Here is a 24,772-nt window from a genome sequence, read left to right as displayed (position 1 = left end):
TTCCCCACTAATTCTTATTTTTTTGGTCCTTATCTAATACCTCTTTTAATTCATTATAAAAGACCGTCATATCTTTAAATTGACGATAAACACTAGCGAATCGAATATAAGCAATTTCATCCACATTCACTAGTTCTTTCATCACATATTCACCAATTAGTTGACTTGATACTTCGTTTTCGCCCAAAGAACGAATACGATTTTCAACCTTATCTGCAATAGATGTCATTGCATCCATTGGCACTGGACGCTTTTCAGCAGAACGAATAATTCCACGAAGTATTTTTTCGTGATCAAATTCTTCACGATTTCCGTTGTTCTTAATAACTAATAATGGTGTTTGTTCAATTCTTTCAAATGTTGTATATCTGTAATTACAATTTTCACATTCACGACGACGTCTAATTACTTGGCCATTTTCGGCAGGACGACTATCGACTACTCTCGAAGAGTTTTTATGGCAATGAGGACATTGCATATGTTTCACCTCAATTAATCTATGTTATTAAACAATTTTACCACTTGATTGCGTGTTTGCATAATGCTTCCATTACTATCAATGACATAAGTAGACAATTCTGCCTTGATTTTCAATGGCCATTGGCTATTAATTCTGGCATCGGCATCTTCTTTCGATAAAGAATCACGTTCTATCAAACGCTTCTCCTGTTCGTCAAAATCACAAACAACACTGATGATGTCATCACACATGAAGTGATATCCATTTTCGAATAGAGTTGGTGCATCTAGGATAACTACATCATTTTTAGTCTCATTGATTCTTCTAATCACTTCATTTCGAATGAATGGATCAATAATTCTGGTTAGTTCAATTAATTTAGATTTGTCATTAAAGACAATTGAACCTAACTTTTGTCGATTCAACTCACCATCTTCTTTGATAATATCTTTACCAAAAAAGGCAGCAATAGCCTCTAGACCCTTGCTGCCCTTTGATTGAACTTGGTGAGTAATTTTATCGGCATCAATGATTTCATATCCAACGCTCGTTAAATATTCTGATACAGTTGATTTTCCAGTAGCAATGCCACCAGTCAATCCGATTACTCTCGTCATGTTATTCAACCACTTTTCTTTGGCAGTTAGGACAGAAAGTTGTTCCGCGTTGAGCAACCTTAATCTTTTCTAATAAGGTATCGCAACGTTCACAAGGTTCACCTTTTCGACCGTATACATGTAGATGGTTTTGGAATGATCCAGCTTCTCCATATGCATTTGAATAAGAGTGAACAGTAGTTCCATGTCCCTTAATTGCCATTTTTATTTCTGCAATAATGTTCTTTCTTAATTCTTCAATTTCTTCATCGGTAATTAAGTTAGTTTGAGTTTCAGGGTGAATCTTGGTCAACCATAAAACTTCATCACAGTAAATATTACCTAATCCAGCAATATTACTTTGGTTTAGTAAAAATGGCTTAATCTTTCCTCTAGCCTTGTTCATGATTGATTTCATGTAATCAAAAGTTAGAGTTTCGTCTGTCGGTTCAGGACCAATTGTACCTAAACCGGAAAGAGTCTTTTCATCACCATTTTTAACTAAATACATTCGACCGAACTTACGACTATCTTTGTATCTTAGTTCACGGTCGTCATCCATATGGAAAATAATATGAGTATGCTTAGTTGGTTCAGTTCCATCAGGTTCCACATCATACTTACCTTCCATTCTTAGATGTGATACCAAGGTCATATTGTTATCAAATCTGAATAATAGGTATTTACCTCGACGATCAATACGATTAATAGTGTGGCCTTCTAGAGTATCCTTGAATTCCTTTGCACTAACATTAATCATTTTTGGATATAATACATCAATTGTCTTAACCTTAGCACTTTCCACTAAGTTAGTAAGACCTCTTCTAACAGTTTCTACTTCAGGTAATTCAGGCATATCATTAAACCTCACTTAATTTATTTCAAACTGTACCAATTCTTTCCATAATGACTCTTAACATTTAGAGGAACGTTTAATTCAACTGCTGAGTCCATTACCTTTGGTACTAATTCGCTTAATACATCAATTTCTTCATCAGGTGCTTCAAAAATCAATTCATCATGCACTTGTAGTAACATCTTGGTTTTCATGCCACGTTTGTTTAATTCATTTTCCATCTTAATCATTGCAATCTTAATGATGTCAGCTGCACTTCCTTGAATTGGGGAATTCATTGCTGTTCTTTCTGCAAATGATCTTAGGTTAAAGTTCTTGGAATTAATGTCTGGTAGGTAACGTCTACGGTGAAGAATGGTTTCAACATAGCCGTTTTCCTTAGCACTTTTAACGCTATCATCCATGTATTTTTTTACGCCAGGATATTCAGCAAAGTACTTTTCAATAAATTCTTTAGCATCCTTACGACTAATTCCGGTATTCTTAGCCAAACCGAAATCGGAAATTCCATAGACAATTCCAAAGTTAACCGCCTTTGCTTGACGACGAAGTTCAGGGGTAACTTCACTATTATCCTTCAAACCGAATATTCTTCTGGCGGTTGAAGCATGAATATCATCGTTGTGAATGAATTCATCTTGCATATTCTTATCACCAGAGATTGAAGCAAGCACTCTTAGTTCAATTTGAGAATAATCGGATGAGAAGATTTGGTAGTTGTCATGACTTGGCACGAAGGCCTGTCTGATTTTTCTTCCTTCTTCAGTTCTAACAGGAATGTTTTGTAGATTAGGATCTACAGAAGATAGTCTTCCTGTTTGAGTAAGTGTTTGAAGGTATCTAGTATGAACCTTCCCATCGCCATGAATATCGGATAATAATCCTTCAACGTAAGTCGATAGAATCTTTGATAATTGACGATATTCAAGAATAGCTTCAACGATTGGATAATCAGGTGCTAGTTGTTCTAATACACCCACAGCAGTTGAGTAACCAGTCTTAGTCTTCTTAATAACAGGTAGTTGTAATTTCTCAAATAGAATTACACCCAGTTGTTTAGGGGATGCAATATTGAATTCTTCGCCAGCATCGTTATAAATAGTTTGTTTAATTTCTTCTAAACGTTCTGAAAGTTTACTTTGCATTTCGTTTAGAACATCCTTATCCACTACCACACCAGCAATTTCCATTCTGGCTAACACAAAAGTTAATGGTAATTCAACATCGGTATATAGGTCCCATTGGTTATTTTCTTTTAGCCCATCAAATAATTTGTCTCTTAAAGCATCGATGGCATTTAACTTTCTAGCGAAATGGTTAAATAGCTTATCGCCTTCAGGGATTTCACGTTTAGCACCCTTACCATAAACGTCATCATTTGATTGAACATCAAAATAATCATGTCGATTAGCAACCTTACCCAAATCGTTGCTATTGTCATTAGTATCCAATAGGTATGACGATAGTAATAAATCAAAATCAACGTTATTCAATGTAATGCCCAAACGATTTAAACCTACGTAAGTTCTCTTCGCATCAAAAACGTCTTTTTTAATATCATTACTTTCAATAATTTGTTTAATTTGATCATTCTTTAGGTAGTCAACATCACTTGATACATAAATCTTGTCGCCTGCTTTTAAAGCGAAACCAATGAATGGCGCATCATGATAGTTATCGCCATCCATACCAAGGTAAAATGTGACCTTATCGCTATCTTGTTTAGCAATTTCAGACAAAGTATCATCGTTAATTTCAACATACTCAATATCCTTCATATTAGCATTTTGAGTAGTGTTCATTTCGCTAAGAAACTTTCTAAAATTCATTTGACGATAGAAAGCAATTAAATCATCAATATGATCTCCTTGGTATTTCGTATCATCAACAGAAATTTCAATTGGGGCTTCACGATTAATTCTAGCTAACTTCTTAGCTAAGAAGGCTTCATCTTTATCCTCAACTAAGTGTTCCTTTAGTTTCTTACCTGAAACTTCATCGATGTGATCATATAGATTTTCAATGCTACCGAATTGTTTAACCAACTTTAGGGATGTCTTATCACCGACACCAGTAACCCCAGAATAATTATCGGATGAATCACCTTTTAAAGCCTTCCAATCAATGATTTGTTCAGGAGTAATTCCCATCGTTTCCTTAACGTAATCTGTGTCATATCTGACAACACCAGATACCCCACGGTTAGAGATTGATACAGTTGTCTTGTCTGAACATAATTGAGTTAAATCATTATCTCCAGTAACAATCGTTGTATCGAATCCTAAACCATCTGCTTGTTTTGAAAGCGTACCAATAATGTCATCTGCTTCGTAATTGTTTAATTGGTAATATTTAATTCCGCGATTTTTTAGTAGTTCTTTTACATAGTCGAATTGTTCAACTAATTCTTCAGGAGTCTTGTCTCTACCAGCCTTATAATCAGCGTACATTTCTGTTCTAAATGTAGTTTTTCCAGCATCAAAGGCTACCAGAACGTGAGTTGGTTTCACTTTGTCTAACATGATATTTAACATGTTATTGAAACCATAAATTGCGTTAGTATGTACCCCTTCGTTATTAGTAAAACGATCTACTAATTTAATTAAAGCAAAGAAGGCTTTATAAGTAATACTATTTCCATCGATTAATAATAATCTCTTATCAGACATATAATTCTCCTTACCGTTTTCTTCGATAATTTAATTTTAACATGCACGCATAGTATATTATATAAAAAATAAAAAAGATGGTGTTGTATAAACACCATCTTTTTTATTATCTGTTGTTATCGCCAATCCCAAAAATACTTAATAAGCTTAGGAATAGGTTAATAAAGTCCATGTATAAAATCATTGCACCATTAATGGCTAAACCATTTTCTGATACTTCTGAACCATATTCGTTATATGCTTCCTTAATCTTTTGACTGTCATAAGCAGTAAATGCTGTAAAGATAATAACAGCAATAAATGAAATGAATAGGTCAAATAATGGGTTGTGTAGGAAGATGTTGATGATACTTACAATAATCAACGCAATAAGCGCAGCCATTGCTTGAGTACCAATTCTATCTAAGCTCTTCTTTGTAGTAAGACCAATGAATGCCATAAGAGCAAAATCAATGGTAGTTGTGAAGAATGCTTCAGCAATCGCAGTTGAGCTGTATGCCATAAAGATGTATGAGAATAGTCCCCCAGTTAACGCTGAGAAGATTACCAACATAATAAATCCAGCAAACGCACTACGCATTGCCACAGATTGAGTAGCAAAAGCTAACACAAACCATAGAATGAAACCTACGATAGTTGCACCGTAACTAAAACTAACATGGTACATTCCACCCATTAGGTAAGCAACAATTCCAGAAATTAATACTGAAAGGGTCATCCATCCATATGTTTTGGTTAAAAATTTATTCATACCGAAAGCATCGTTTACTAAACGACGTCCAGCTTGATCATAGTTATTCATATTATCCATAAACCTCCTTGTTTACGATGTGTTAGAAGTATTCTACCAGAATCGCAAGAAACTACAAGTCTTTAATTCATGTTATTTGTTACATCATTCAACAAGTTTTCGTAAATTCTTTCGTACTTTTGAATATCTCCAGCACCCATGAATACGACAACAGCATCATGATATTCCAATAATGGAGACATGTTTTCAGCCTCAATTAAACCACCATTTTTGGTGATTTTATTGGCTAAATCAGCACTTGAAATCTTACCAGACTTTTCGCGTGGTGAACTGTAAATCTTAGTAATGTATACGTCGTCAGCCTTGTTTAGACTCTTAGCAAAATCATCTAAGTAGGCGATTGTACGACTAAATGTGTGTGGTTGGAATACCGCAATAATCTTCTTATTTGGATATTCTTGTCTTGCAGCATCAATAGTTGCATCGATTTCAGATGGGTGGTGAGCATAGTCATCAATAATTGTCATATCAGCAACTTTTCTTTGAGCAAAACGTCTCTTAACTCCCTTGAAAGTCTCAAGTTCGCGTTGAACTTCATCCAAGTTGTCGTGTTCGAAGTATGAAACAGCAATAACTGCTAATGCGTTTAACACGTTGTGTTCACCATATAAGTGAATTTGGAAATGACCAAGTTTTTCACCCTTGTATTCAACATCAAATTCCGAACCTGAAGTACTCTTAACTACGTTAACAGCTCTAAAGTCATCGTCTTCTCTAGTACCGTAGTAGTAGATTGGAACATCAGCTTTAATGTCTCTTAAGTTTTCGTCATCTCCCCAAGCAAAGATACCTTTCTTTGTTTGGTTAGCGAAAGTTTGGAATGCACTCTTAACATCTTCGATACCTGTGTAGTAATCAGGGTGATCAAAATCAATGTTAGTCATAATTGCGTAATCTGGACTAGTTGCTAAGAAGTGACGACGGTATTCATCAGCTTCGTAAGCGAAAAATCTAGCATTTGGCACACCTTTACCAGTACCATCACCGATTAAATAATCAGTGGGTGCAATTCCTGATAATACGTGAGCTAGTAAACCAGTTGTACTTGTCTTACCATGGGCACCACAAACACCAATACTAGTGTGACCTTTAATCATTTCACCTAAGAATTCATGGTATCTAAATACTGGTAGTCCCATTTCTCTTGCTTTTCTAATTTCGGGTTGATCATCTGTAAATGAATTTCCTGCAATTACAGTCAAACCTTCTTTAATATTATCTACGTTAAAAGGGAGTACTTTGATTCCCGCTTGTTCTAGACCAACTTGAGTAAATGTGTATTTATCAATGTCTGAACCTTGTACTTCGTATCCTCTATCTTTAAGGATTCTTGCCATTGCCGACATTCCTGTACCTTTAACACCGACAAAGTGATATATCTTCTTTGCATCCATAATTAAATGCTCCTTTTATCTCTCATTAATCTTATAATATCAGATTTGAGCTGATATGGCGCCCTTTTTTTAAATATTTAACTTTTTGTAATCACTTTCAGTCAAATATACATCTCTTGGTTTGGAGCCATGTTGACCTGATACATAATTATGCTTCTCCAATTCGTCGATCAAACTAGCAGCTCGATTATATCCAATTGAGAAGACTCTTTGTAGTTTTGATGTAGATACAGTCTCTTCATTGGAAATATATTCCAAAACATCTGGCATCAATTCATCTTGTTGTTCAACCTGGTTAACACTCTTCAATAATGAATCTGGTTGGAAAGCGTACTTAGGTTCGCCTTGTTTTCTTACTTCACCGGTTACTCTTTCGATTTCATCGTTAGTGACAAATGTACCTTGTAAACGAGCGGATTGACTTGCCCCATTTCCTAAGTACAACATATCACCTTTTCCAAGTAATCGTTCGGCACCGGCTGTATCAATGATTGTTCTTGAATCGACTTGACTGGATACCATGAAGGCAACACGGGTTGGAATATTATTTTTGATTGTACCAGTAATAATATCCACACTAGGTCTTTGAGTTGCAACAATCAAATGAATCCCTGCAGCTCTGGCCTTTTGGGTGATTCTAACGATATAATCTTGCACTTCGTTAGAAGCTACCATCATCAAGTCAGCCAACTCATCAATTACAATCAAGATGTATGGCATCTTCTTGGTGTATTCACCAGTTTTTTCAGCCATTTGATTGAATTGCTCAATGTTTCTTGCTCCCGCAGCAGCAAGCTTTTCATATCTTTCATCCATTTCCTTAACAGACCACTTCAAAGCAGCTGATGCTTGCTTCGGATCTGAAATAACCGGTGAAAGTAAATGTGGCAACTTATCATAAGGAGCCATTTCAACGGCCTTAGGATCAATTAAAATCATCTTCAATTGAGCTGGTGTTGCTTTGTATAGAAGTGAAATTAATAAACTGTTTAAGAAGACACTCTTCCCAGAACCAGTCGCCCCAGCGATTAAACCATGAGGCATCTTACTCAAATCAGTCATTTGTGGCTTACCTGTCAAATCAACACCTAAAGCCACAGTAAGTGGTTTATCTGTCTTTTCAAACTGTGGTGTATCTAAGACTTCAGATAGTCTAACTGGTCGTGGTTTTGGATTAGGAATTTCAATTCCCACTGTTGTTTTTCCAGGAATTGGTGCTTCAATTCTAATGTCCTTAGCAGCTAATGCTAACTTCAAGTCATCGGTTAAATTAGTAATTTTACTTACTTTAACACCTAGTTGAAGTTTGATTTGGAACTGTGTAACAGTAGGACCATTTGTCCAATCAACAACATTAGCATCGACGTTAAATGCACTAAGTGTTTCATCCAAAATTTCAGCTTGATTTTCAATCCAGTCATCCATTGAACCATCTTCAAATTCATCAGATGGTTCCAATAAATCCATAGAGGGAAATTGGTATTCCTTATCGTCATAGTCAGCTGAAACGCTTTCGTCATGATGATATACCTCTTCATAATCGTCGGAATCAGTTGAATCATCATCGTTATCAGATTGTACAGATGGACGATTGTTAAAGATAGACAAATCCTTTTGCACATTTTGTTCTTGGTTCAAAATGGATGCTAATGAATGTCCTAAACCATGATTTTCAATATTTCTCTTTTCATGATTTGGTTCGTCAACATTTTCTTCATCCTTATTGTCTACATCAGATTCTGTTTCTGTTGCGGTTTCTTCCGCATCATCTGAATCTAAACTATCTTCTATATTTTCAGAAGTAGTGTATTGACCGTAATTATCATCTACTGATGAAGAATCTTTCAAATCAGCTTGTGAGGACAATTCACCATTATCTAAGGTTGAGTAACTGTCTTCATTCGATTCTTCACCAACATAGTCATCATCTTCATCTTCTGGTTCTGATTGTTTATCAACGTCGTGATTCACCATCCCCATAAACTTATCAAATGAAGACTGGTTAGATGAACTACTTTGTTCAGCGCTTTGTTGTACTTCATCACTTGAACTTTGAATCGAATCAGCAACGGTATCCTCTACAGAAACTGTTTCACTGTCAGATACGGTTGGACCTTGTGCATCAGCCTCACTTTCAGCTGCCTTACTTCTATCAATGTAAGGAGTTGAATATGGCTCTGACTCTATGTCGTTAAATTCTTTGATTGATTGCTTATCAACTGCATCAGCTTGGCTAGTAGCAATTGATTCGTCGTCAGAAGTAGCAAAATCTTCTCTATCCAAATCAATAGCACCAGTAACATCGCTAGTCATTCCAATCAATTCTTCATCATGTCGATCAAGTTGATTCATAATCTTTCTGAATTTACTTGAAGTTTCGTTTTGGTAGAATTGAACCTTTGAGCCGCTGGTTGAATTATGACTAGGTTTAAAAGCGGCAGCCCTCTTAGCAATTGGATTATCTCTATTAAGTAAAAGATAATCATCAGAATTATTATTTTGTCTTACAGTTGTATCTCTATTAGTTCGGGATTCACTTTTATTAGACTTATTATTATGTTTTAATTCGTTGTTTTTACCTAAAACGTTATATTTACGGTAAAAAGCAGGTCCGTCATAGTGTTCCATTCAAGCGTCATCCTTAATCTAAAAATTTATGTATAAAGGAGATAAATCTCCTATTTTTGCTTATTTTGAAAATAATGTGTCAGCCTTATCAAAATCAAAAGCTTCCCCAACTTCTTGATAATCATTAGGTAAAATCAAAGCACCTGGTCTTTGTGGTGCGTTTGGAATCAATAGTTCACGACCTGAACAAATCATTCCGTTACTTTCTTCACCCTTTAACTCACCAGGCCAAATAATTAGACCATCAGGCATCATTGCACCAACTTTAGCAACAACAACCTTAATGTCTTCTTGCATGTTTGGAGAACCACTAACGATTTGTAGAGTCTTTCCATCATTAATTTCAGTTTCAGTAATCTTTAGGTGGTCAGACTTAGGATGTTCTTTAACAGATTTTACATATCCCACAACAAACTTTGGATCAGTATCCAATTCAATAGTGTCCTTAATTTCATTATCAGATAATGACTTGTTTAGGGCATCTAAATCTTCTTGAGTTAAGGTAACTTCACCGTTTACGTCCTTTAGACGAGGTAGTACTTCAGAAGCATCAGTGAAGTTAAAACCAGTAACGTGATCATTTTCTGAATCAGAAATTCTTACAATATTACCAATTTGTTCTACCTTTTGTTCTTTCGCGTCTTCATCCAAGATGACAACTAAGATGTCACCAGTTTGTTTTGGGTTATAACTTGCAATTAACATTAAATCTTACCTTCCACATATTAATTATTATAGAGAATCGATAAATTCTTCTACTTGTTTCTTTGTTTTTCTATCTTTATTTACATAACGGCCAATTTCTTCACCGTTTTCAAATGCAACGAAGCTTGGAATACCAAAGATTGCTAAATCAGCAGCTAAATCAATGTTTTGGTCACGATCAACTGCAATAAATTTGTAATCAGGGTATTCTGCTTCAATTTCTGGCATTGCTGGCTTAATAAATGAGCAATCAGGACACCAGTCAGCTGAGAAGAATAGCATGTACTTGCCATCGCTAACGGTCTTCTTTAATTCATCTAAGTTCATTGTTGGTAATTGTTCCATGTTTATTCACTCCAATTATTTTTTCTTTATTATAACTTATTTCTTGTTATTTTCGATGCAGTTTGATTATAAATTTGAATGTAATATAATGTATCCTATACAAAAAGGATGTGATATATCATTAAGTCTAGAAATGCAATCGTTTCAACCCTTGCCATTGGAGTTATCGGCACTAGTGTTTTAGTTGCTAAGAAGATTAAGCAAGAAAAACATATTAAAAAAATTAACCTACAAATAACTCATGCAAAAAATACTCTAAACAAGAGCAAAGTTTACGGTAGCTGGGTTATGAAAAAGAATAACAATAAAGATTACGTTGGCGCTATCAACGTCTTAGAAAACGATGAAATAATTGAACGATACTTTGAAATTAATTCTAACTATCAATTCAAATGGATTAACGACCTACGAGAAGACTATTAATTTAGTCTTCTTTTTTATTGAAGTAAGCAACAATCTTGTAGATTGGACCCTTACTACTAAACTTGTGTTCATATTCAGTTTCAACATTATCTTCAATGTATTCACTATTGTGTAAATCAAGTGATAATAAGTCGAAGTACATTCCGTAATTATTGAAAGTAACTACTGAATATTCAAATAAGCCACGATTGTCTGTCTTGAAAACAACAGGTGCATCTTCTTTTAGGATTGCCTTGTAACTGTCTAAGAAAGTTGGTGATGTAAGTCTTCTCTTTGCATGACGCTTCTTTGGCCATGGATCTGAAAAGTTTAAATAAACAGTGTCAATTTCATGCTTACCGAAGAAAGTATCGACACCTGCACCATCGGTATGAACCAATTGTAAGTTTGGTAAATCAGCTTCAACTACCTTTTTCAAAGCAATCGCAATAACTGTTTTTTGAATTTCAATTCCTAAAAAGTTAACTTCAGGATGTTTCTTAGCCATTTCAACAATGAATTGACCCTTCCCTGTTCCAATTTCAATATGAATTGGTTGTTTCTTTTCGAAACGTTGTGACCATTTACCAATCCAATTTTCAGGATCAGTAACAATGTATTTTTGGTTATCCTTGATGTAACCGTCTGCCCATGGCTTATTTCTAACTCTCACGAATTATCCTCCTCATAAAAAATAGCCAAAACCAAGGTTTTGACTAATTAAATCTGCCAAATGTTCTAATTTTATTCTGTAACCTATTTTACTGGCTTTTTAATAGCTACGTCAAGCAACATCAATAATTTGAACTGGCTTTTCTTATTTTCTTTGGTACATAAATTTTAATCAATAATATCCATTCAATCACTAAAATCAAAAATAGTATTAGAGATGCTATTAAATTAAACATAAAAATTGATCCAATCATCAAGACGATAATCACTAAAATCATTATCTTGCCAATTACATTGGTGAATGATTTTATTTGTTGTTCAAAACTAATTGGATATAAAGAAGTAAATACATTGTCTTCAAAATTAGTGAAGTATGGAATAAGTTGAAAAACAATTAAATACATAAATAGGACTGCAATTAAAATGACCATCCATTCAAGTTTGACTGCTCCAATAATAATTGCTCCTAGAATAGAAACTCGCGTTAATAGCCCGCTAATTTCTTTATCTCTAACGATTCCTCTTGAATATAAAACCGAGTAAACATCATTGTTAAATATCTTGAATAATGAATCAAGATAGCTACGTCTCTTAACTGCCCCTTGCATGTTCTCAACATCGGTAAACATATTGAAGAAACGATTCAAACTGTTTTCATGGCTTTCCGTCTTTTCGATAACTATTTGCCAATTAATGCTTTGTTTTTGCAATTTCGCAACCATCACATGTGATAGAACTAACAGTAATATGCTAATAGCAACACCAATATAGGCGTTAGCATAGATTGTTATTAAGATGGCAATTAGTGGCATGATCAATCGATAGCATAGTTTGGCGCTAAAGAGATTATCTTCATGATGGTAATTATCAACCATTTGAAAGTTCAAAACCACCATCTTTAAAATTATCATGACTAATAAAAACATCACAACTAAAGCGAGACTAGTAGTAATCATCGCTTTTTCAATAAATGGAATCATCACAAACCAAGAAACAATTTGAACAATCACCGCTAAAGATGTTGAATATCTTAATCCACTTCGTTGAAAAGCAAAAAATTCTTTTTCTTTCGGTAACCAAAAGACGAAATCAGCTCTTTTAACAAAGGTGACTAGACTATTCAATTGAATGATTACTAATAACAGTAGGACTAAAACGATTTTTTCCCACCATTGGCCTGCTCTAAGATGTTTAATAAACATCGCGTATTGATATCCAATTCCACCGATGATAAACATTAATGCTATCACAAAGAAATCATTAAATACATATCTTAAATACTTAGACATTTGCGTAAAATGGGATTGCAAACGCTGATTAAATAGGCTATTCATTATTTTCTTCCTTTGCAAGAGTCAAATAAATATCATTTAAAGAACTATCTTTACTACCAAATTCTTCTTGTAGTTTTTGAATGTTTCCTTCTGTTCTGATTTGCCCATTGTGAATCAAAACAAAGCGATCACAAAATCTTTCTGCTGTATCCAAAACGTGAGTAGACATTAAAATACTGCTACCCTTTTTCTTTTGCTCTTCAATTAAATTAAGCAAATCGTTTACCGCAACAGGATCTAACCCTAAGAAAGGTTCATCAATAACGAATAGCTTGGCATTTGTGATAAATGCACACAAAATCATTACTTTTTGACGCATTCCCTTTGAAAAATTAACCGGGAACCATTCTAGTTTGTTTTCTAATCTAAACATCTTTAACATTCTATTGGCATCTTCCCAAGCAGCTTGTTCATCTAAATCATAAGCCTTAATGGTAGTTTCAATGTGTTCTCTCAACGTTAATTCTTTGTATAAAACCGGAAATTCCGGAATGTAGGCAATTTGTTTCTTATATTTTTCAATATCATCTTGCATTGCGATTTCATTAATCTTAATTGATCCTGAAAAAGGTTTTAACAATCCAATGATATGATTGATTGTGGTTGACTTCCCTGCACCATTTAAACCGATTAAACCGACTAGTTCACCGTCTTTTACATCAAATGATACATCCTTTAGGACTGGAATTCGTGAGTATCCACCCACTAAATTATCCACTTGTAATGACACGGAATATCACCCCTATGAAATTTATTAAACTCAATTATATCACAAGTTCCTTTAAGCTTAATTTATGTTAATATGTATATAATCACAGTAATATCAAAGAAAGGAAGAATAATATGAGTGATTGTGTATTCTGCAAAATAATTAATGGTGAAATCCCAAGCTACACTATTTACGAAGATGAATATGTGAAAGCTTTCTTAGATATTTCACAAGCTACACCTGGTCACACTTTGGTTGTCCCAAAGAAACATGTTGCCAATATCTACGAATATGACGAAAAACTTGCTGAACAAGTATTTTCAAGAATTCCAAAGATTGCAAGAGCTATTCAGAAATCAGCCCCTGACATTCTAGGAATGAATATCGTAAACAACAACGGTGAATTGGCTTACCAATCTGTGTTCCATTCACATTTCCACCTTATTCCAAGATATAGTGAAAACGATGGCTTTTCTATGAGCTTTCAAGACAACTCAGATAAGTACAATGAAGAAGCTTTTGAACAAATTAAAGCAAATATTATTAATTCATTGGAGGAATAAGCATGATTAAATCAATGCTAAAGCTACTAGGATTGTCTGCAGCTGGTTTGGCTACTTACTTGTACGTGACTAAACGTGATCCAAAGGAATTTGCCAATAGCGTTTATTCATCTACTAAGGATAAAGTTAACGGTGTTTCTAACGTTTTAGATCAAAAGAAAAAATTAACTGCTAACATCTCCAAATTGCAAGACGAAGTTAGCAAGTCACAGCCTACCATTGAAGCTATGCAAAGAGACATTGATGAATATCAATTTAAAATTAATCCACACGTAGACTTAATTAACCAAAGAATTAATAACATCACTAAATAAATTTAAAAATTTCTTAAGTTTTTTTGTGATAAAATTTACTATGTGTTAACGTAAAACTATCAGTAAATGATAGACAAAATAAAGAAATGGATGTGTATTACATTATGAATAAAAAAGTTCTAGTTGGACTTGCCGGTGCACTACTAAGTGTTTCATTAGTTGCCTGTGGTGATAAGACTGTTGCCGTTACTAATGGTGGTAAGATTACCCAAAGCGAATACTACAGTAGCATGAAGAACACTTCAAACGGTAAACAAGTTCTACAACAAATGATTTTAGACAAGGTATTGAACAAGGAATATGGTAACAAGGTTTCTTCATCAGAAGTTAACGCTCAATACAACCAATACAAGAGTCAATATGGTTCAGAATTTGAAACTTTACTTGAACAACAAGGTTTAACTACTACCAGTTTCAAGAACCAACTAAAATCTAACCTACTTCTAAAGGCAGCTGTTAGAGCAAACATTTCATACTCAAATGCTGACCTAAAGAAACAATTTAAGACTTACGAACCAAAGGTTACTGTTAACGAAATTTTAGTATCTGACAAGAAGACTGCTGAAAAGGTTATTTCAGAACTTAAGGATGGTAAGAACTTCTCAGATCTTGCTAAGAAGTACTCAAAAGACACTTCAAACAAGAACAATTCAGGACGTTTAACTCCATTTGATAACACTGATTCAAGCATCGATTCAGCATTTAGAAAAGCCGCTTACAAGCTATCAAACGGTGAATACACTAAGACACCTGTTAAGACTCAATACGGATACCAAATCATCCAAATGGTTAACCACCCTAAGAAGGGTTCATACAGTGACCACATCAATGATTTAAAGGATCAAATCGCTACTTCTAAGATGAGCGATAGCACTACTCTAAAGAGCGTTGTAACTAAGGTTCTTAAGAATGGTGGAGTTGAAATTAAGGATAAGGACTTACAAAACATCCTATCATCATACTTAACTGACTCATCAAGCAGTAAATAATAATTAAAAAAAGACTCCGGATTTTTCCGGAGTCTTTTTTTATTGCTCGTTTAAATTTAATATCGCTTTATCTTCAACTAATTTCAAAATATCAGAATCACAAGTAACGTAAATCACCTGCATTGTTTCACTAATACGTTCTAATAGTTTAATTGCATTGCCAGTTCTTTGTTGGTCAAACTCTGTTAATCCATCATCAATAATTAAAGGTAAACGGTAGTCTCTACCAAAAACAACAGATAATGACAAGATTAGTGCAAGGTATAGTTGTTCAATTGTTCCTCTGGATAATTCCCCAGCATCAAATTGAACCTTATCATCCCTCGTCACCTTTAGCTTACTTTTATAGTATGTAATTCCTGTGTATCTGTTATCAGTCAAAATAGCAAAGAATTCTTTTGCTTTTGATTCAAACAATGGAATTCTATCTGCAGTTGCAATATTCAACGATTCATCAATCCATGAATTAGCTAATTTCATACTCATCCATTGATCAACCATGTCATTGATTTCTGCTTCTAGATTTCTTTGCTTTTGAACTAATTCATTATAAGTCCCGTCCGCAATTACATGTTTTAACTGAATATTTAAACTCTCTAGGTGTTGAGAATTATTTAGCAATGATTGCTTTTCAGTAGTCATTTCTGCATTAAAATCGTTTAACTTGCTACTTAGTTCTTCAAGGTCTTTAAATGCACTCAGAGCTTTAACGTCATCTTCTGTGATTTGATTCTTAACGTTTTGTAATTGTGCCTCTTTGATTGAGTGCTTTCTTTGTTCTTCAACAACCTCTTTGAATTCATCACCATTATCAACTTTTCTTGTTTCCAAGAATTCAGCGTATTCCTTCTTATACTGAATTTGTTTATCAATTAATGCTGACTTTTGTTGCAAGTAATTTTGTAATTGATTGTTGTTACGTAAGTTAATTGCATTTTCCTCATTCATTTTATTTAAATGAGTACGAATTTGGGAAAGTTGATTATCAAACGAATCATTAACGTTAAGGCCGCTAAATACTCGTTGCCATTCAGCAAAGTATGATTTTAGACCTTCGTTTAATTGATTCATTTCATCTTCATACTTGGCCTTTTGATTATTATCCTGAGTCTTACGAGCTAAGTACTTTTGTTCAGATAGCCAATCATCCACGTTTTCAGCATTAAAGGAGTATTTATTACCATAATATAATAATTGGTTATTTAATTCGTCCCGTTTTTGATTAGAATTACTATCTTCGTTTTTCTTAAACTTAACGGATCCGGTATAAATTCCACTGAGCAGTAATACAATAATTCCTAATACCTTCATTACACCCGGTAGTACTGTAAGTAATGCAATTCCCACAATTAGACCAATAATACCAATAATGGAAATACCACTAGATGATTTTGTCTTAGTGGATTGAAGCATCTCAATTTGTTGTCTAATGTCTCCAACGGCGGAAATATCATCCCTATTAGCAATTACTTGCTGTCTATCCTGACGATTGATTTCATTAATCATTGATTGGTTAACGCTTAATTGATTAATTTGTTCGTTAACTTTAGAGAATGATTGAACCAATTTATCAATTTCATTTTTATGATTATTAAAACTTTGCAAATCAGCGTCATCATTCATGGAATCATTTAATTGATTAATTGATTTTTCAATACTATCAATTTGTTGATTGATTAGGAATAACTGGTTAGTTAATTCGTTAAACTCTTTAACGTCGTTATCGGAAAAACCGTCTTTAAATTCAAAGTTATTTTGTTTTAATGATGATAACTGCTGGTAAACTGGCCAAAGCTGTTTGAAGTGATTTAGCTCTGTAACTTTCTTTTCTAAATCGTTTGCCTTTTGTTTAGATTGATTAATGGCTGCTTCTAAAGCATTCTTTTGACTAATCAATTGATTATAATCTTTTAAACTATTCTTGCTTTCGGCGATTCGATCTAATAAAACGTCGTACTCTTTAAGTTTTTTGTTCAAAGGTGGCTTACGTCCGGTTGGCGCGTATAAGTCTTTGGCTTCCTTATCAAACTTATCGCGTAACTCTAACCATTGATCACTACCGACAAAACCAACCTTTTGAATTCGACTCACTAATTCATTCTTACTTAACTTAGAGATTTGCTTGATATCTAAATCACCAAAATAAAATAATTGTTCAAATGTATCACGATCGATTGGTCCCACAATCTTATCCAAAATATCATTTGCGGTTTGCATATCATTATCAACATCATAAATGGAAAGTTCCCCACCGTGTGTTCCTGCAATCCTGGTTAGAATAAAATGACGATTATCATCAGTGGTAATTGTTAGTTTTCCACCATAAGACTTGGTATCTCTTGGAATATATTGTTCATAAGAACTACCACGCCCATCAACGTATCCGAATAAAATGCCTTCAATCAAACTAAGTAAAGTTGTTTTTCCAGCTTCATTATTACCAAAAATAATTTGGAGATTGTCGTCATTAAAGTCAAAGGTTACATCATGCCACTTTCCATAGCCCAGTACTTCTAACTTATTAATCTTCATCAGAATCCTCCTTTCCACCTAATAATTTCATTTTGGTTTGTTCCATTAATGCATCTTTAGAATCATCCAAATGTTGCGCAATAAAATCATACTTACGTAATGACTTAGAAACTGAAATAATTTCACCTTCTGAGAACACTTTAGCTTGTGCCTCATCCCAAATATCTTGGTCAATTGATGACATTTTTTGATTATCACTTAATCGAACGTTAATTTCATAAATCCAGGCATTTAACTGTTCATAGTCCTTACTCAATGCATTTGTAACTCGATATTCTAAATCTTGTCTTTGTCCGTCAGAAATTGGACTATTCAAAATGATATTTAGACTAATCAATTGCATATTTTCATACTTATTCCCGATAAGAACTTGTAAAATATGATTTTTAGCACTTTCAACGTCGACGAAGTCCATATTCATATCAATTGTTAACCAATCAATTGAAGATGTCGCATGAAAAGTTGCTTCCAACTTTCCAGTAGAATCATCAACCAATAAGTATCCTTTATCACCTGGTTCATTCTTATGTCTTCCTTGAATATTACCTGAGTAAAAAACTAATGGATTTTCATTTAATTGTTGGCGTTTGTGAATATGGCCTAATGCCCAGTAGTCATATTTCTTACCTATAAGGTCTTCTAATGAAAATGGAGCATAATGATCCCCCGTTTGCTCCAAACCACCGTGTAGCATCCCTATTTGCACATCTACATCACTTTTAACAGGATATTCGTCTATCTTCTTATCGGTAATCCATTTATTAGCGTAACTAAAACCGGTAATAGCAATTTTTTTACCATCTAAAGTAAATGTTTTAGTTTCAACATCATTACCAAAAACATGAACGTTCTTCGGAAAAGATACGGATTCCTTTTGCATATCAAAGTAGTCATGATTTCCATAAATCATATATACATCAATATTGTTTTCATCTAGTTTTTGCATTTGTGATTGAAAAAAATCATAGGTTTTGGGTGTTTGATTATCTCGATCAAACAAGTCACCGGCCAATAATACGAAATCAACATCATATTCAATGGCATCATTTACAATTCTTTCAAATGATTTAAAGGTAGATTCATATATTTGTTTCCATAATCCATTTGGAGTTTCGTCATTTTTCAACCCTTTGAACGGGCTTTCCAAATGTAAATCAGCGGCATGAATAAATTTCAATTTAACTACTCCTTTAACTAAAAAACGTCGTATCACTTAATAACAATGATACGACGTTTTATATTAATTGGTCAATTTAGTCTCCAACAAATTTCTTGGCATCATTCCACCAATTACTTGCGTTTTTCTTTAAATTGTCCCAACCCTTACCAAGGCTCTTAGATACCTTGTGGGCTCCATCAGAAAGGCTATCCCATAAACCAGAATCAGAAGAACTACTTGAAGACTTCTTTTCTTGGGAATCCATATATGCAGCATCCTTAACACTAAAGTCATTATTTCCTGTAGTTGGTAGGATTTGTTGAAGTTCTGTCTTGAATAATGGACCTACTCCAGTACCACTTAGGTTTTCCAAGTGATGACCAGCATTGGTATTATCAAAACCTTCCCAGGTTGCAACAACAACTTTAGGGGTGTAACCAATAATCCATTTATCTCTCGTAGCATCTGAATCACCTGTATTATCGGCTTCAGTACTACCAGTTTTTCCGGCGATTGAATATCCACTTGGTTTAGCGGAGGCTCCAGTACCGTTATCAAAGACACCTAACATCATGCTAGTCATTTGGTTAGCAACATCCTTTGACATTACCTTCTTAGAAGTTACTGATTCATTGTTAACAATTACATTTCCAGAGGAATCAACAATCTTTCTAATGTAATGAGGTGTTGTCATGTTACCTTCATTTGCAAATGCGGTGTAAGCACCTGCCATTTGTTGAGGTGATACACCTGATGACAAACCACCTAAAGCTAAAGCCAAGTTCTTATCCTTCTTTTGCACGGGTAGCCCAAACGATTTAACAGATTCATATCCCTTGTCCACACCAATCTTATGAAGCAACCAAACTGCTGGTGCGTTCATACTTTGTGCTAATGCAGTGTACATAGGAACTGTTCCTGTATATACATTGTTATAGTTTTCTGGTGTGTACTTATTAGAACCATATGACGTTTTCTTATTTTGAAGCGTGTCATTATAGTTATAACCGCTTTCCAATGCTGGAGTATAAACGGCTAATGGCTTAATGGTTGAACCTGGTTGACGTTTAATCTGTGTAGCACGGTTGTACCCACGGAAAACGTGTTGACCACGTCCACCAACCACAGCTGTTACTCCACCAGTTGCTGGGTTTAACGCAATCGATGCGGCTTGAACCTTAGTACCATCAGAAGCGTTACTTGGGAAGTTGCTATCATTAGCAAAATCATCTTGCATACTATTTTGTTGATCTTGATTTAACGTTGTATAAATCTTGTATCCTCTATTCATAATATCTGATTCGGATAATCCATATTTATTAATCGCTTCATCAATTACTGCATCAAAATAATATGGGTATTTATAACCACTTTTGTACTGGTAGGTATTCTTTACTTGGATTGATGTCTTCTTTAGCTTATTTGCTTCTGATTGACTAATCTTATTGTTGTCAGCCATCAATTGTAGAACGACATTTCTTCTATCCAATGCTAATTTAGGATGATCTACAGGATTGTATGCACTTGGATTCGTCAACATTCCTGCAAGTACAGCAGCATCTTGAACAGGTAAATCCTTAGCATTCATTCCAAAGTAACGTCTTGATGCATCTTCAACACCATAAACCCCATTACCAAAATAAGAATTGTTCATGTACATGGTTAAAATTTCGTTTTTGCTATATACATTTTCAACCTGAATGGATAAGAATAATTCTTTCAATTTACGACTAAACGTTTGTTGTTGAGTCAAATAAGCATTCTTCACCAATTGTTGAGTTAGTGTACTCCCACCACCACTAATATAGTCACGATGCATGATCTTGTTCTTGACCATTAATAGCATGGCACGACCAAATCCTTTAACGGAAAAACCGTGTTCTTTGTAGAAGTTTCTATCTTCAGTTGACAAAATCGCATTGGGAATATTTGATGATATATCCTTAAATCCGACGTATGTTCCTTTTTGAGAATAGATTTTACCGGCCTTTTTATTATTGCCATCGTAAATAACGGTAGATTGTTCCAAAGATGACTGCAAGTCTTGAACATGCGTAGTCTTAGCAACAAATGTGCAATAAGCACTCATTACAAAAAACAGTAATAAAAACGTCACGATAATCCAACGAGTTAGTTGATATCGGTGCCAAATCTTTTTAAAAGCACTTTTTGGTTTTTTATCATTTTTCATCTAGTATGATTACTCCTTCACTGAGATGATATTAATACTATTTTAACCCAAATCAACTCTAATTGGTAAAATAAAAACAGATTTAACTAATTGTTAAATCTGTTTTCTTTAATTACATTGCGTCTGGAGCCTTAACACCAAGTAGTCTTAGTGATTCCTTTAGAACGATTGATACTGATTTAACTAATGCTAAACGAGCATCTTTTTGTTCATCATCATCTAAAATCTTAGTGTGAGCGTAGTACTTGTTAAATGACTTAGCAAGTCTTAATGAGTATTTGGCAATAACTGAAGGTTCAAATTCATCACAAGCCATCTTAACTCTTGCTGGGAAGTCATTTAGTAACTTAATAACATTCCATGATTCTGCATCATTAAGCTTCTTGTCAACGTTTGAGAAGTCAATGTCACCGGCTTTACGTAGGATACTTTCAGCACGTGCACGAGCGTATTGTACGTATGGTCCAGTTTCCCCTTCAAAACGTAATTGATCTTCTAGGTTAAAGTCAATGTTGTTAATCTTTTCATTCTTCAAGTCACCAAAGACGATGGCACCAACACCGACTTCTTTTGCAACTTCTTCCTTGTTAGGAAGATCTGGGTTCTTTTCTGCAATTTGTTTCTTAGCAATTGCAATTGATTCGTTCAACACTTCGTCCAATAGGATGATACGACCTGAACGAGTTGATAGTTTCTTACCATTTACAGTAATTAAACCGAATGGAATGTGGTGTAGATTCTTAGCTGAAGGAACACCCATTTCCATTAATACAGCCTTCAATTGTTTGAAGTAGTAAGTTTGTTCTGAACCAACAACGTATAGGTTCATAGCTGGATGGTAAGTTTGGTCACGGTAGATTGCAGTAGCAATATCTCTAGTGATGTATAGTGAAGCACCATCACTCTTTAAGATTAAAGCAGGGTTTAAATCGTATTTTTGAAGATCAACGATTGTAGCACCTTGTGACTTGCTTAATAATCCTTTTTCTTGTAGTGAGTCAACAACGTCTTGTAGCTTATCGTTGTAGAATGCTTCACCATTGTAAGTATCAAAAGTAATACCTAACTTGTCATAGATTTCCCCAAAGGCTTCAAGTGATACTTCTCTGAACCATTTCCATAGTTTAGTTGCTTGTTCATCACCATTTTCTAGCTTTCTGAACCAATCTCTAGCAACATCATCTAGTTCAGGTTGTTCCTTATCAATCTTGTGGAACTTAACATAGTATTTAACTAAGTTATTGATAGGATCTTTTTTAACATCTTCTTCATTACCCCACATTAAGTATGCTGTGATTAATTTACCAAATTGAGTTCCCCAGTCACCCAAGTGGTTATCCTTAATAGGGTTGTATCCATTTTTACGCAAGATTTCGGCAACAGAATTACCAATAACAGTAGATCTTAAGTGACCCATTGAAATTGGCTTTGCAATGTTTGGTGAAGACATATCGATGGTTACGTTACCACCCTTACCATCTTCGTTTTGACCGTAGTTTTCCTTTTGGCCTAAAACAGCAGATAATACATCTTCACTGAAGTTAGACTTATCTAGGAAGAAGTTAACGTATGGTCCAGCAGCTTCAACATGGTCAAATGAACTTTGATCAACCTTTTCTACTACATCAGCAGCAATTTGTTGAGGTGCCTTTCTAAACTTTTTAGCTAAAATAAATGTAGGGAAAGCTAAATCACCCATTTTTGAATCTTTAGGTCTTTCAATTTTTGGTAGAATGTCTTCTACAGATAGTTCGTTATCTAATGCTTTTGAAAGAGCATTAGCAACTAATTCTTTGTTTTCCATTATCCAAAACCTCCATAAATATATAAAAAGTCTCTTACAATATTAATAATTGTAAGAGACGGAATAACCCGCGGTACCACTCTATTTGATATAAAATATCCGCTTTATTATTTAATTAATCATAATTCTAAAAAGTGCGAATTCAACATACCCTAATCATCGGCTCTCACCAAATCCGATGTCGCTTGTTATTGGAATATGTCTACTAGTCTTTTATTATAGAACAGTATCTGTCGGTTTATGCGACAAAGCGGGTAACGGGAATCGGACCCGCGACCTGAGCTTGGGAAGCTCATATTTTACCACTAAACTATACCCGCAGATACAAAAATATTATATCACACGTTACAATTTTTGGTAAGTTTGTTAAGCTGTTTTTTTCTTTGATGGTTTAGCAACTTTCTTGCTAACAACCGCACGCTTATTATATTCATTAACGACGATGCCATCTTCTTCATGGTGTTCGTCGATAAAGACCATTACTGAATTTTCGTATACTTTTTCAATTGTTCCAGCAAAGTCATGTTTTAAATAACCGAATCTAGGTGCAGAAACGTGGTCGCCAATTTGTAATTCTTTTGGTTCAGCCATCTTTTTGCCTCCTTAATAAAAAATAACGCGGTATTGATAATATCAAAACGCGTTATTAATATCAAGGTATTTTTTTAGAAAATATTAATCTCTCCTAATTACTGATTAATCGCTGATTTCGCGAGTTTTTTGATTAATATAATCTGCTGAAGCTTGAAGTTGTTTTTGTTCCTTTTCAGGAAGATCTAAATCGATTTGTTTTTCAATTCCATTTCGTCCAATAATGGCTGGATAAGATAGGTATGTACCGTATTCTTCGCGGTAGTTGGACACTGCTAATTCTGTTTTAGCATCTTGTAAAACAATTTCAGCTAACTTAACAGCTGAAGCTGAAATAGCGAAATTAGTGTATCCCTTTCCTTTGAAGACTGTAAATCCACCGACACGAGCATCGTTATCGATTTCATCTAAGTCAATATTATACTTTTTTGCGTAATCAAAAATACTCTTATCAAATACTTGGACTGTTGACCATGCAGTAAATTGAGAATTACCATGTTCACCAAGGTTATATCCAATTACTGAACGTGGATCAATGTTAAGCTTTGCTGCAACTGCTCTCTTCATTCTTGCTGAATCAAGTAATGTACCAGTTCCGATAACTCGTTCTTTTGCAAAGCCAGTTTCACGTTGATATAAGGAAGTAATGACATCATTTGGATTAGTAATTACGATAATGATTCCATGAAAACCAGAATCTTTAATGTGTTTTGCCACCTCTTTAACTTCCTTAACGTTAGCATTTAATTCGGCAAAACGGTCATTTTTATCCTTATTTTCTCTAATTAATTCAATGTGGCCCACTGCTGAAATAATAACATCTGCATCAGCTAAGCTGTCATAGTTATTAACTTCAATATTTGTATGGTTCTTAATGTTAGACATTGCATCCCTAAAGTCTAAAGCATCAGCTTCTACTTTTGCTTCATTGTGATCAATTATTACTAAATCATCTGCAATTCCAGAAACAACAATATGGTGTGCGACTGCGGCACCCACACTACCGTCTCCGATAATACCAATTTTTCTTGTCATAAAACATACCTCC

At 34.4% G+C, this 24,772-nt stretch carries 22 protein-coding genes and 1 tRNA gene; 4 read left to right on the top strand and 19 right to left on the bottom strand.

Annotation, left to right across the window (positions count from 1 at the left end; genetic code table 11):
- Nucleotides 1–7: 7 nt before the first annotated feature.
- The 9 genes from nrdR to K5Q07_RS02845 all read right to left on the bottom strand — a co-directional run bounded on the left by nrdR (nt 8) and on the right by K5Q07_RS02845 (nt 10,464).
- Entirely contained in the window at nt 8–478 is a 471-nt protein-coding gene (gene nrdR / locus K5Q07_RS02885; protein WP_220729490.1) for a transcriptional regulator NrdR, read from the bottom strand.
- Nucleotides 479–492: 14 nt separating this feature from the next.
- Nucleotides 493–1,077, bottom strand: a complete 585-nt coding sequence (gene coaE, locus K5Q07_RS02880; RefSeq protein WP_220729488.1) for a dephospho-CoA kinase — start codon at nt 1,075–1,077, stop codon at nt 493–495.
- 1 nt (nt 1,078) lies between these two features.
- Nucleotides 1,079–1,912 (bottom strand): bifunctional DNA-formamidopyrimidine glycosylase/DNA-(apurinic or apyrimidinic site) lyase, encoded by an 834-nt coding sequence (gene mutM, locus K5Q07_RS02875; protein ID WP_054606491.1) that lies wholly within the window; start codon nt 1,910–1,912, stop codon nt 1,079–1,081.
- 20 nt (nt 1,913–1,932) lie between these two features.
- A complete protein-coding gene (gene polA / locus K5Q07_RS02870) occupies nt 1,933–4,581 on the bottom strand; it encodes a DNA polymerase I (RefSeq protein WP_220729487.1) in 2,649 nt (882 codons plus the stop codon).
- 106 nt (nt 4,582–4,687) lie between these two features.
- Nucleotides 4,688–5,383, bottom strand: a complete 696-nt coding sequence (locus K5Q07_RS02865; RefSeq protein ID WP_251067624.1) for a Bax inhibitor-1/YccA family protein — start codon at nt 5,381–5,383, stop codon at nt 4,688–4,690.
- A 71-nt stretch (nt 5,384–5,454) separates the two neighbouring features.
- Nucleotides 5,455–6,786, bottom strand: coding sequence for a UDP-N-acetylmuramate--L-alanine ligase (gene murC / locus K5Q07_RS02860; RefSeq protein WP_220729485.1), 1,332 nt, complete (start codon nt 6,784–6,786; stop codon nt 5,455–5,457).
- A 69-nt stretch (nt 6,787–6,855) separates the two neighbouring features.
- The gene (locus K5Q07_RS02855; protein WP_220729483.1) at nt 6,856–9,414 is read right to left on the bottom strand and encodes a DNA translocase FtsK; all 2,559 of its coding nucleotides are present in this window, start codon (nt 9,412–9,414) and stop codon (nt 6,856–6,858) included.
- 60 nt (nt 9,415–9,474) lie between these two features.
- Nucleotides 9,475–10,119 carry a YtpR family tRNA-binding protein gene (gene ytpR, locus K5Q07_RS02850; protein ID WP_220729482.1) on the bottom strand — a complete coding sequence of 215 codons (645 nt, stop codon included), beginning with the start codon at nt 10,117–10,119 and terminating at the stop codon, nt 9,475–9,477.
- A 27-nt stretch (nt 10,120–10,146) separates the two neighbouring features.
- Nucleotides 10,147–10,464, bottom strand: a complete 318-nt coding sequence (locus K5Q07_RS02845; RefSeq protein ID WP_034531217.1) for a thioredoxin family protein — start codon at nt 10,462–10,464, stop codon at nt 10,147–10,149.
- A gap of 288 nt (nt 10,465–10,752) precedes the next feature.
- Between K5Q07_RS02845 and K5Q07_RS06845 the strand changes: the two genes are divergently transcribed.
- On the top strand, nt 10,753–10,887 hold the full coding sequence (locus tag K5Q07_RS06845; RefSeq protein ID WP_285289179.1) for a hypothetical protein: 135 nt from the start codon (nt 10,753–10,755) through the stop codon (nt 10,885–10,887).
- 1 nt (nt 10,888) lies between these two features.
- Here the strand turns inward: K5Q07_RS06845 and trmB are convergent, their stop codons facing one another.
- The 3 genes from trmB to K5Q07_RS02830 all read right to left on the bottom strand — a co-directional run bounded on the left by trmB (nt 10,889) and on the right by K5Q07_RS02830 (nt 13,602).
- Nucleotides 10,889–11,539, bottom strand: a complete 651-nt coding sequence (trmB, locus tag K5Q07_RS02840) for a tRNA (guanosine(46)-N7)-methyltransferase TrmB (protein ID WP_220729480.1) — start codon at nt 11,537–11,539, stop codon at nt 10,889–10,891.
- A 121-nt stretch (nt 11,540–11,660) separates the two neighbouring features.
- On the bottom strand, nt 11,661–12,872 hold the full coding sequence (locus tag K5Q07_RS02835; protein ID WP_220729478.1) for an ABC transporter permease: 1,212 nt from the start codon (nt 12,870–12,872) through the stop codon (nt 11,661–11,663).
- Nucleotides 12,865–13,602 (bottom strand): ABC transporter ATP-binding protein, encoded by a 738-nt coding sequence (locus tag K5Q07_RS02830; protein WP_220729476.1) that lies wholly within the window; start codon nt 13,600–13,602, stop codon nt 12,865–12,867. Before K5Q07_RS02830 ends, K5Q07_RS02835 begins: the two co-directional genes overlap by 8 nt.
- 113 nt (nt 13,603–13,715) lie before the next feature.
- Here K5Q07_RS02830 and K5Q07_RS02825 point away from each other — a divergent pair, with 113 nt between their 5' ends.
- From K5Q07_RS02825 to K5Q07_RS02815, 3 genes are all read left to right on the top strand, one after another.
- On the top strand, nt 13,716–14,144 hold the full coding sequence (locus tag K5Q07_RS02825) for an HIT family protein (protein WP_220729474.1): 429 nt from the start codon (nt 13,716–13,718) through the stop codon (nt 14,142–14,144).
- A gap of 2 nt (nt 14,145–14,146) precedes the next feature.
- Nucleotides 14,147–14,458, top strand: coding sequence for a hypothetical protein (locus K5Q07_RS02820; protein ID WP_220729472.1), 312 nt, complete (start codon nt 14,147–14,149; stop codon nt 14,456–14,458).
- Nucleotides 14,459–14,562: 104 nt separating this feature from the next.
- Complete coding sequence (locus K5Q07_RS02815; protein ID WP_220729470.1) at nt 14,563–15,447, top strand: peptidylprolyl isomerase; 885 nt, start codon at nt 14,563–14,565, stop codon at nt 15,445–15,447.
- A 39-nt stretch (nt 15,448–15,486) separates the two neighbouring features.
- Here the strand turns inward: K5Q07_RS02815 and K5Q07_RS02810 are convergent, their stop codons facing one another.
- The 7 genes from K5Q07_RS02810 to K5Q07_RS02780 all read right to left on the bottom strand — a co-directional run bounded on the left by K5Q07_RS02810 (nt 15,487) and on the right by K5Q07_RS02780 (nt 24,759).
- Nucleotides 15,487–17,979 (bottom strand): ATP-binding protein, encoded by a 2,493-nt coding sequence (locus tag K5Q07_RS02810; RefSeq protein ID WP_220729468.1) that lies wholly within the window; start codon nt 17,977–17,979, stop codon nt 15,487–15,489.
- Nucleotides 17,969–19,156 (bottom strand): metallophosphoesterase family protein, encoded by a 1,188-nt coding sequence (locus K5Q07_RS02805; RefSeq protein WP_220729466.1) that lies wholly within the window; start codon nt 19,154–19,156, stop codon nt 17,969–17,971. The genes K5Q07_RS02810 and K5Q07_RS02805 overlap by 11 nt, the downstream gene beginning before the upstream one ends.
- Before the next feature lie 76 nt (nt 19,157–19,232).
- Entirely contained in the window at nt 19,233–21,329 is a 2,097-nt protein-coding gene (locus tag K5Q07_RS02800) for a transglycosylase domain-containing protein (RefSeq protein ID WP_220729464.1), read from the bottom strand.
- Nucleotides 21,330–21,441: 112 nt separating this feature from the next.
- Nucleotides 21,442–23,133, bottom strand: coding sequence for an arginine--tRNA ligase (argS, locus tag K5Q07_RS02795; protein ID WP_220729462.1), 1,692 nt, complete (start codon nt 23,131–23,133; stop codon nt 21,442–21,444).
- Between the two features lie 249 nt (nt 23,134–23,382).
- Nucleotides 23,383–23,453, bottom strand: a tRNA-Gly gene (locus K5Q07_RS02790).
- A 46-nt stretch (nt 23,454–23,499) separates the two neighbouring features.
- Nucleotides 23,500–23,724 (bottom strand): hypothetical protein, encoded by a 225-nt coding sequence (locus K5Q07_RS02785; protein WP_034531232.1) that lies wholly within the window; start codon nt 23,722–23,724, stop codon nt 23,500–23,502.
- 105 nt (nt 23,725–23,829) lie between these two features.
- Nucleotides 23,830–24,759 carry an L-lactate dehydrogenase gene (locus tag K5Q07_RS02780; protein WP_220729460.1) on the bottom strand — a complete coding sequence of 310 codons (930 nt, stop codon included), beginning with the start codon at nt 24,757–24,759 and terminating at the stop codon, nt 23,830–23,832.
- Nucleotides 24,760–24,772: the final 13 nt, after the last annotated feature.

Source organism: Apilactobacillus zhangqiuensis (assembly GCF_019656215.1).
Lineage (GTDB): Bacteria > Bacillota > Bacilli > Lactobacillales > Lactobacillaceae > Apilactobacillus > Apilactobacillus zhangqiuensis.
Note: the sequence above shows the minus strand (reverse complement) of the source record. Positions and strands in the feature narration are given on the sequence as shown.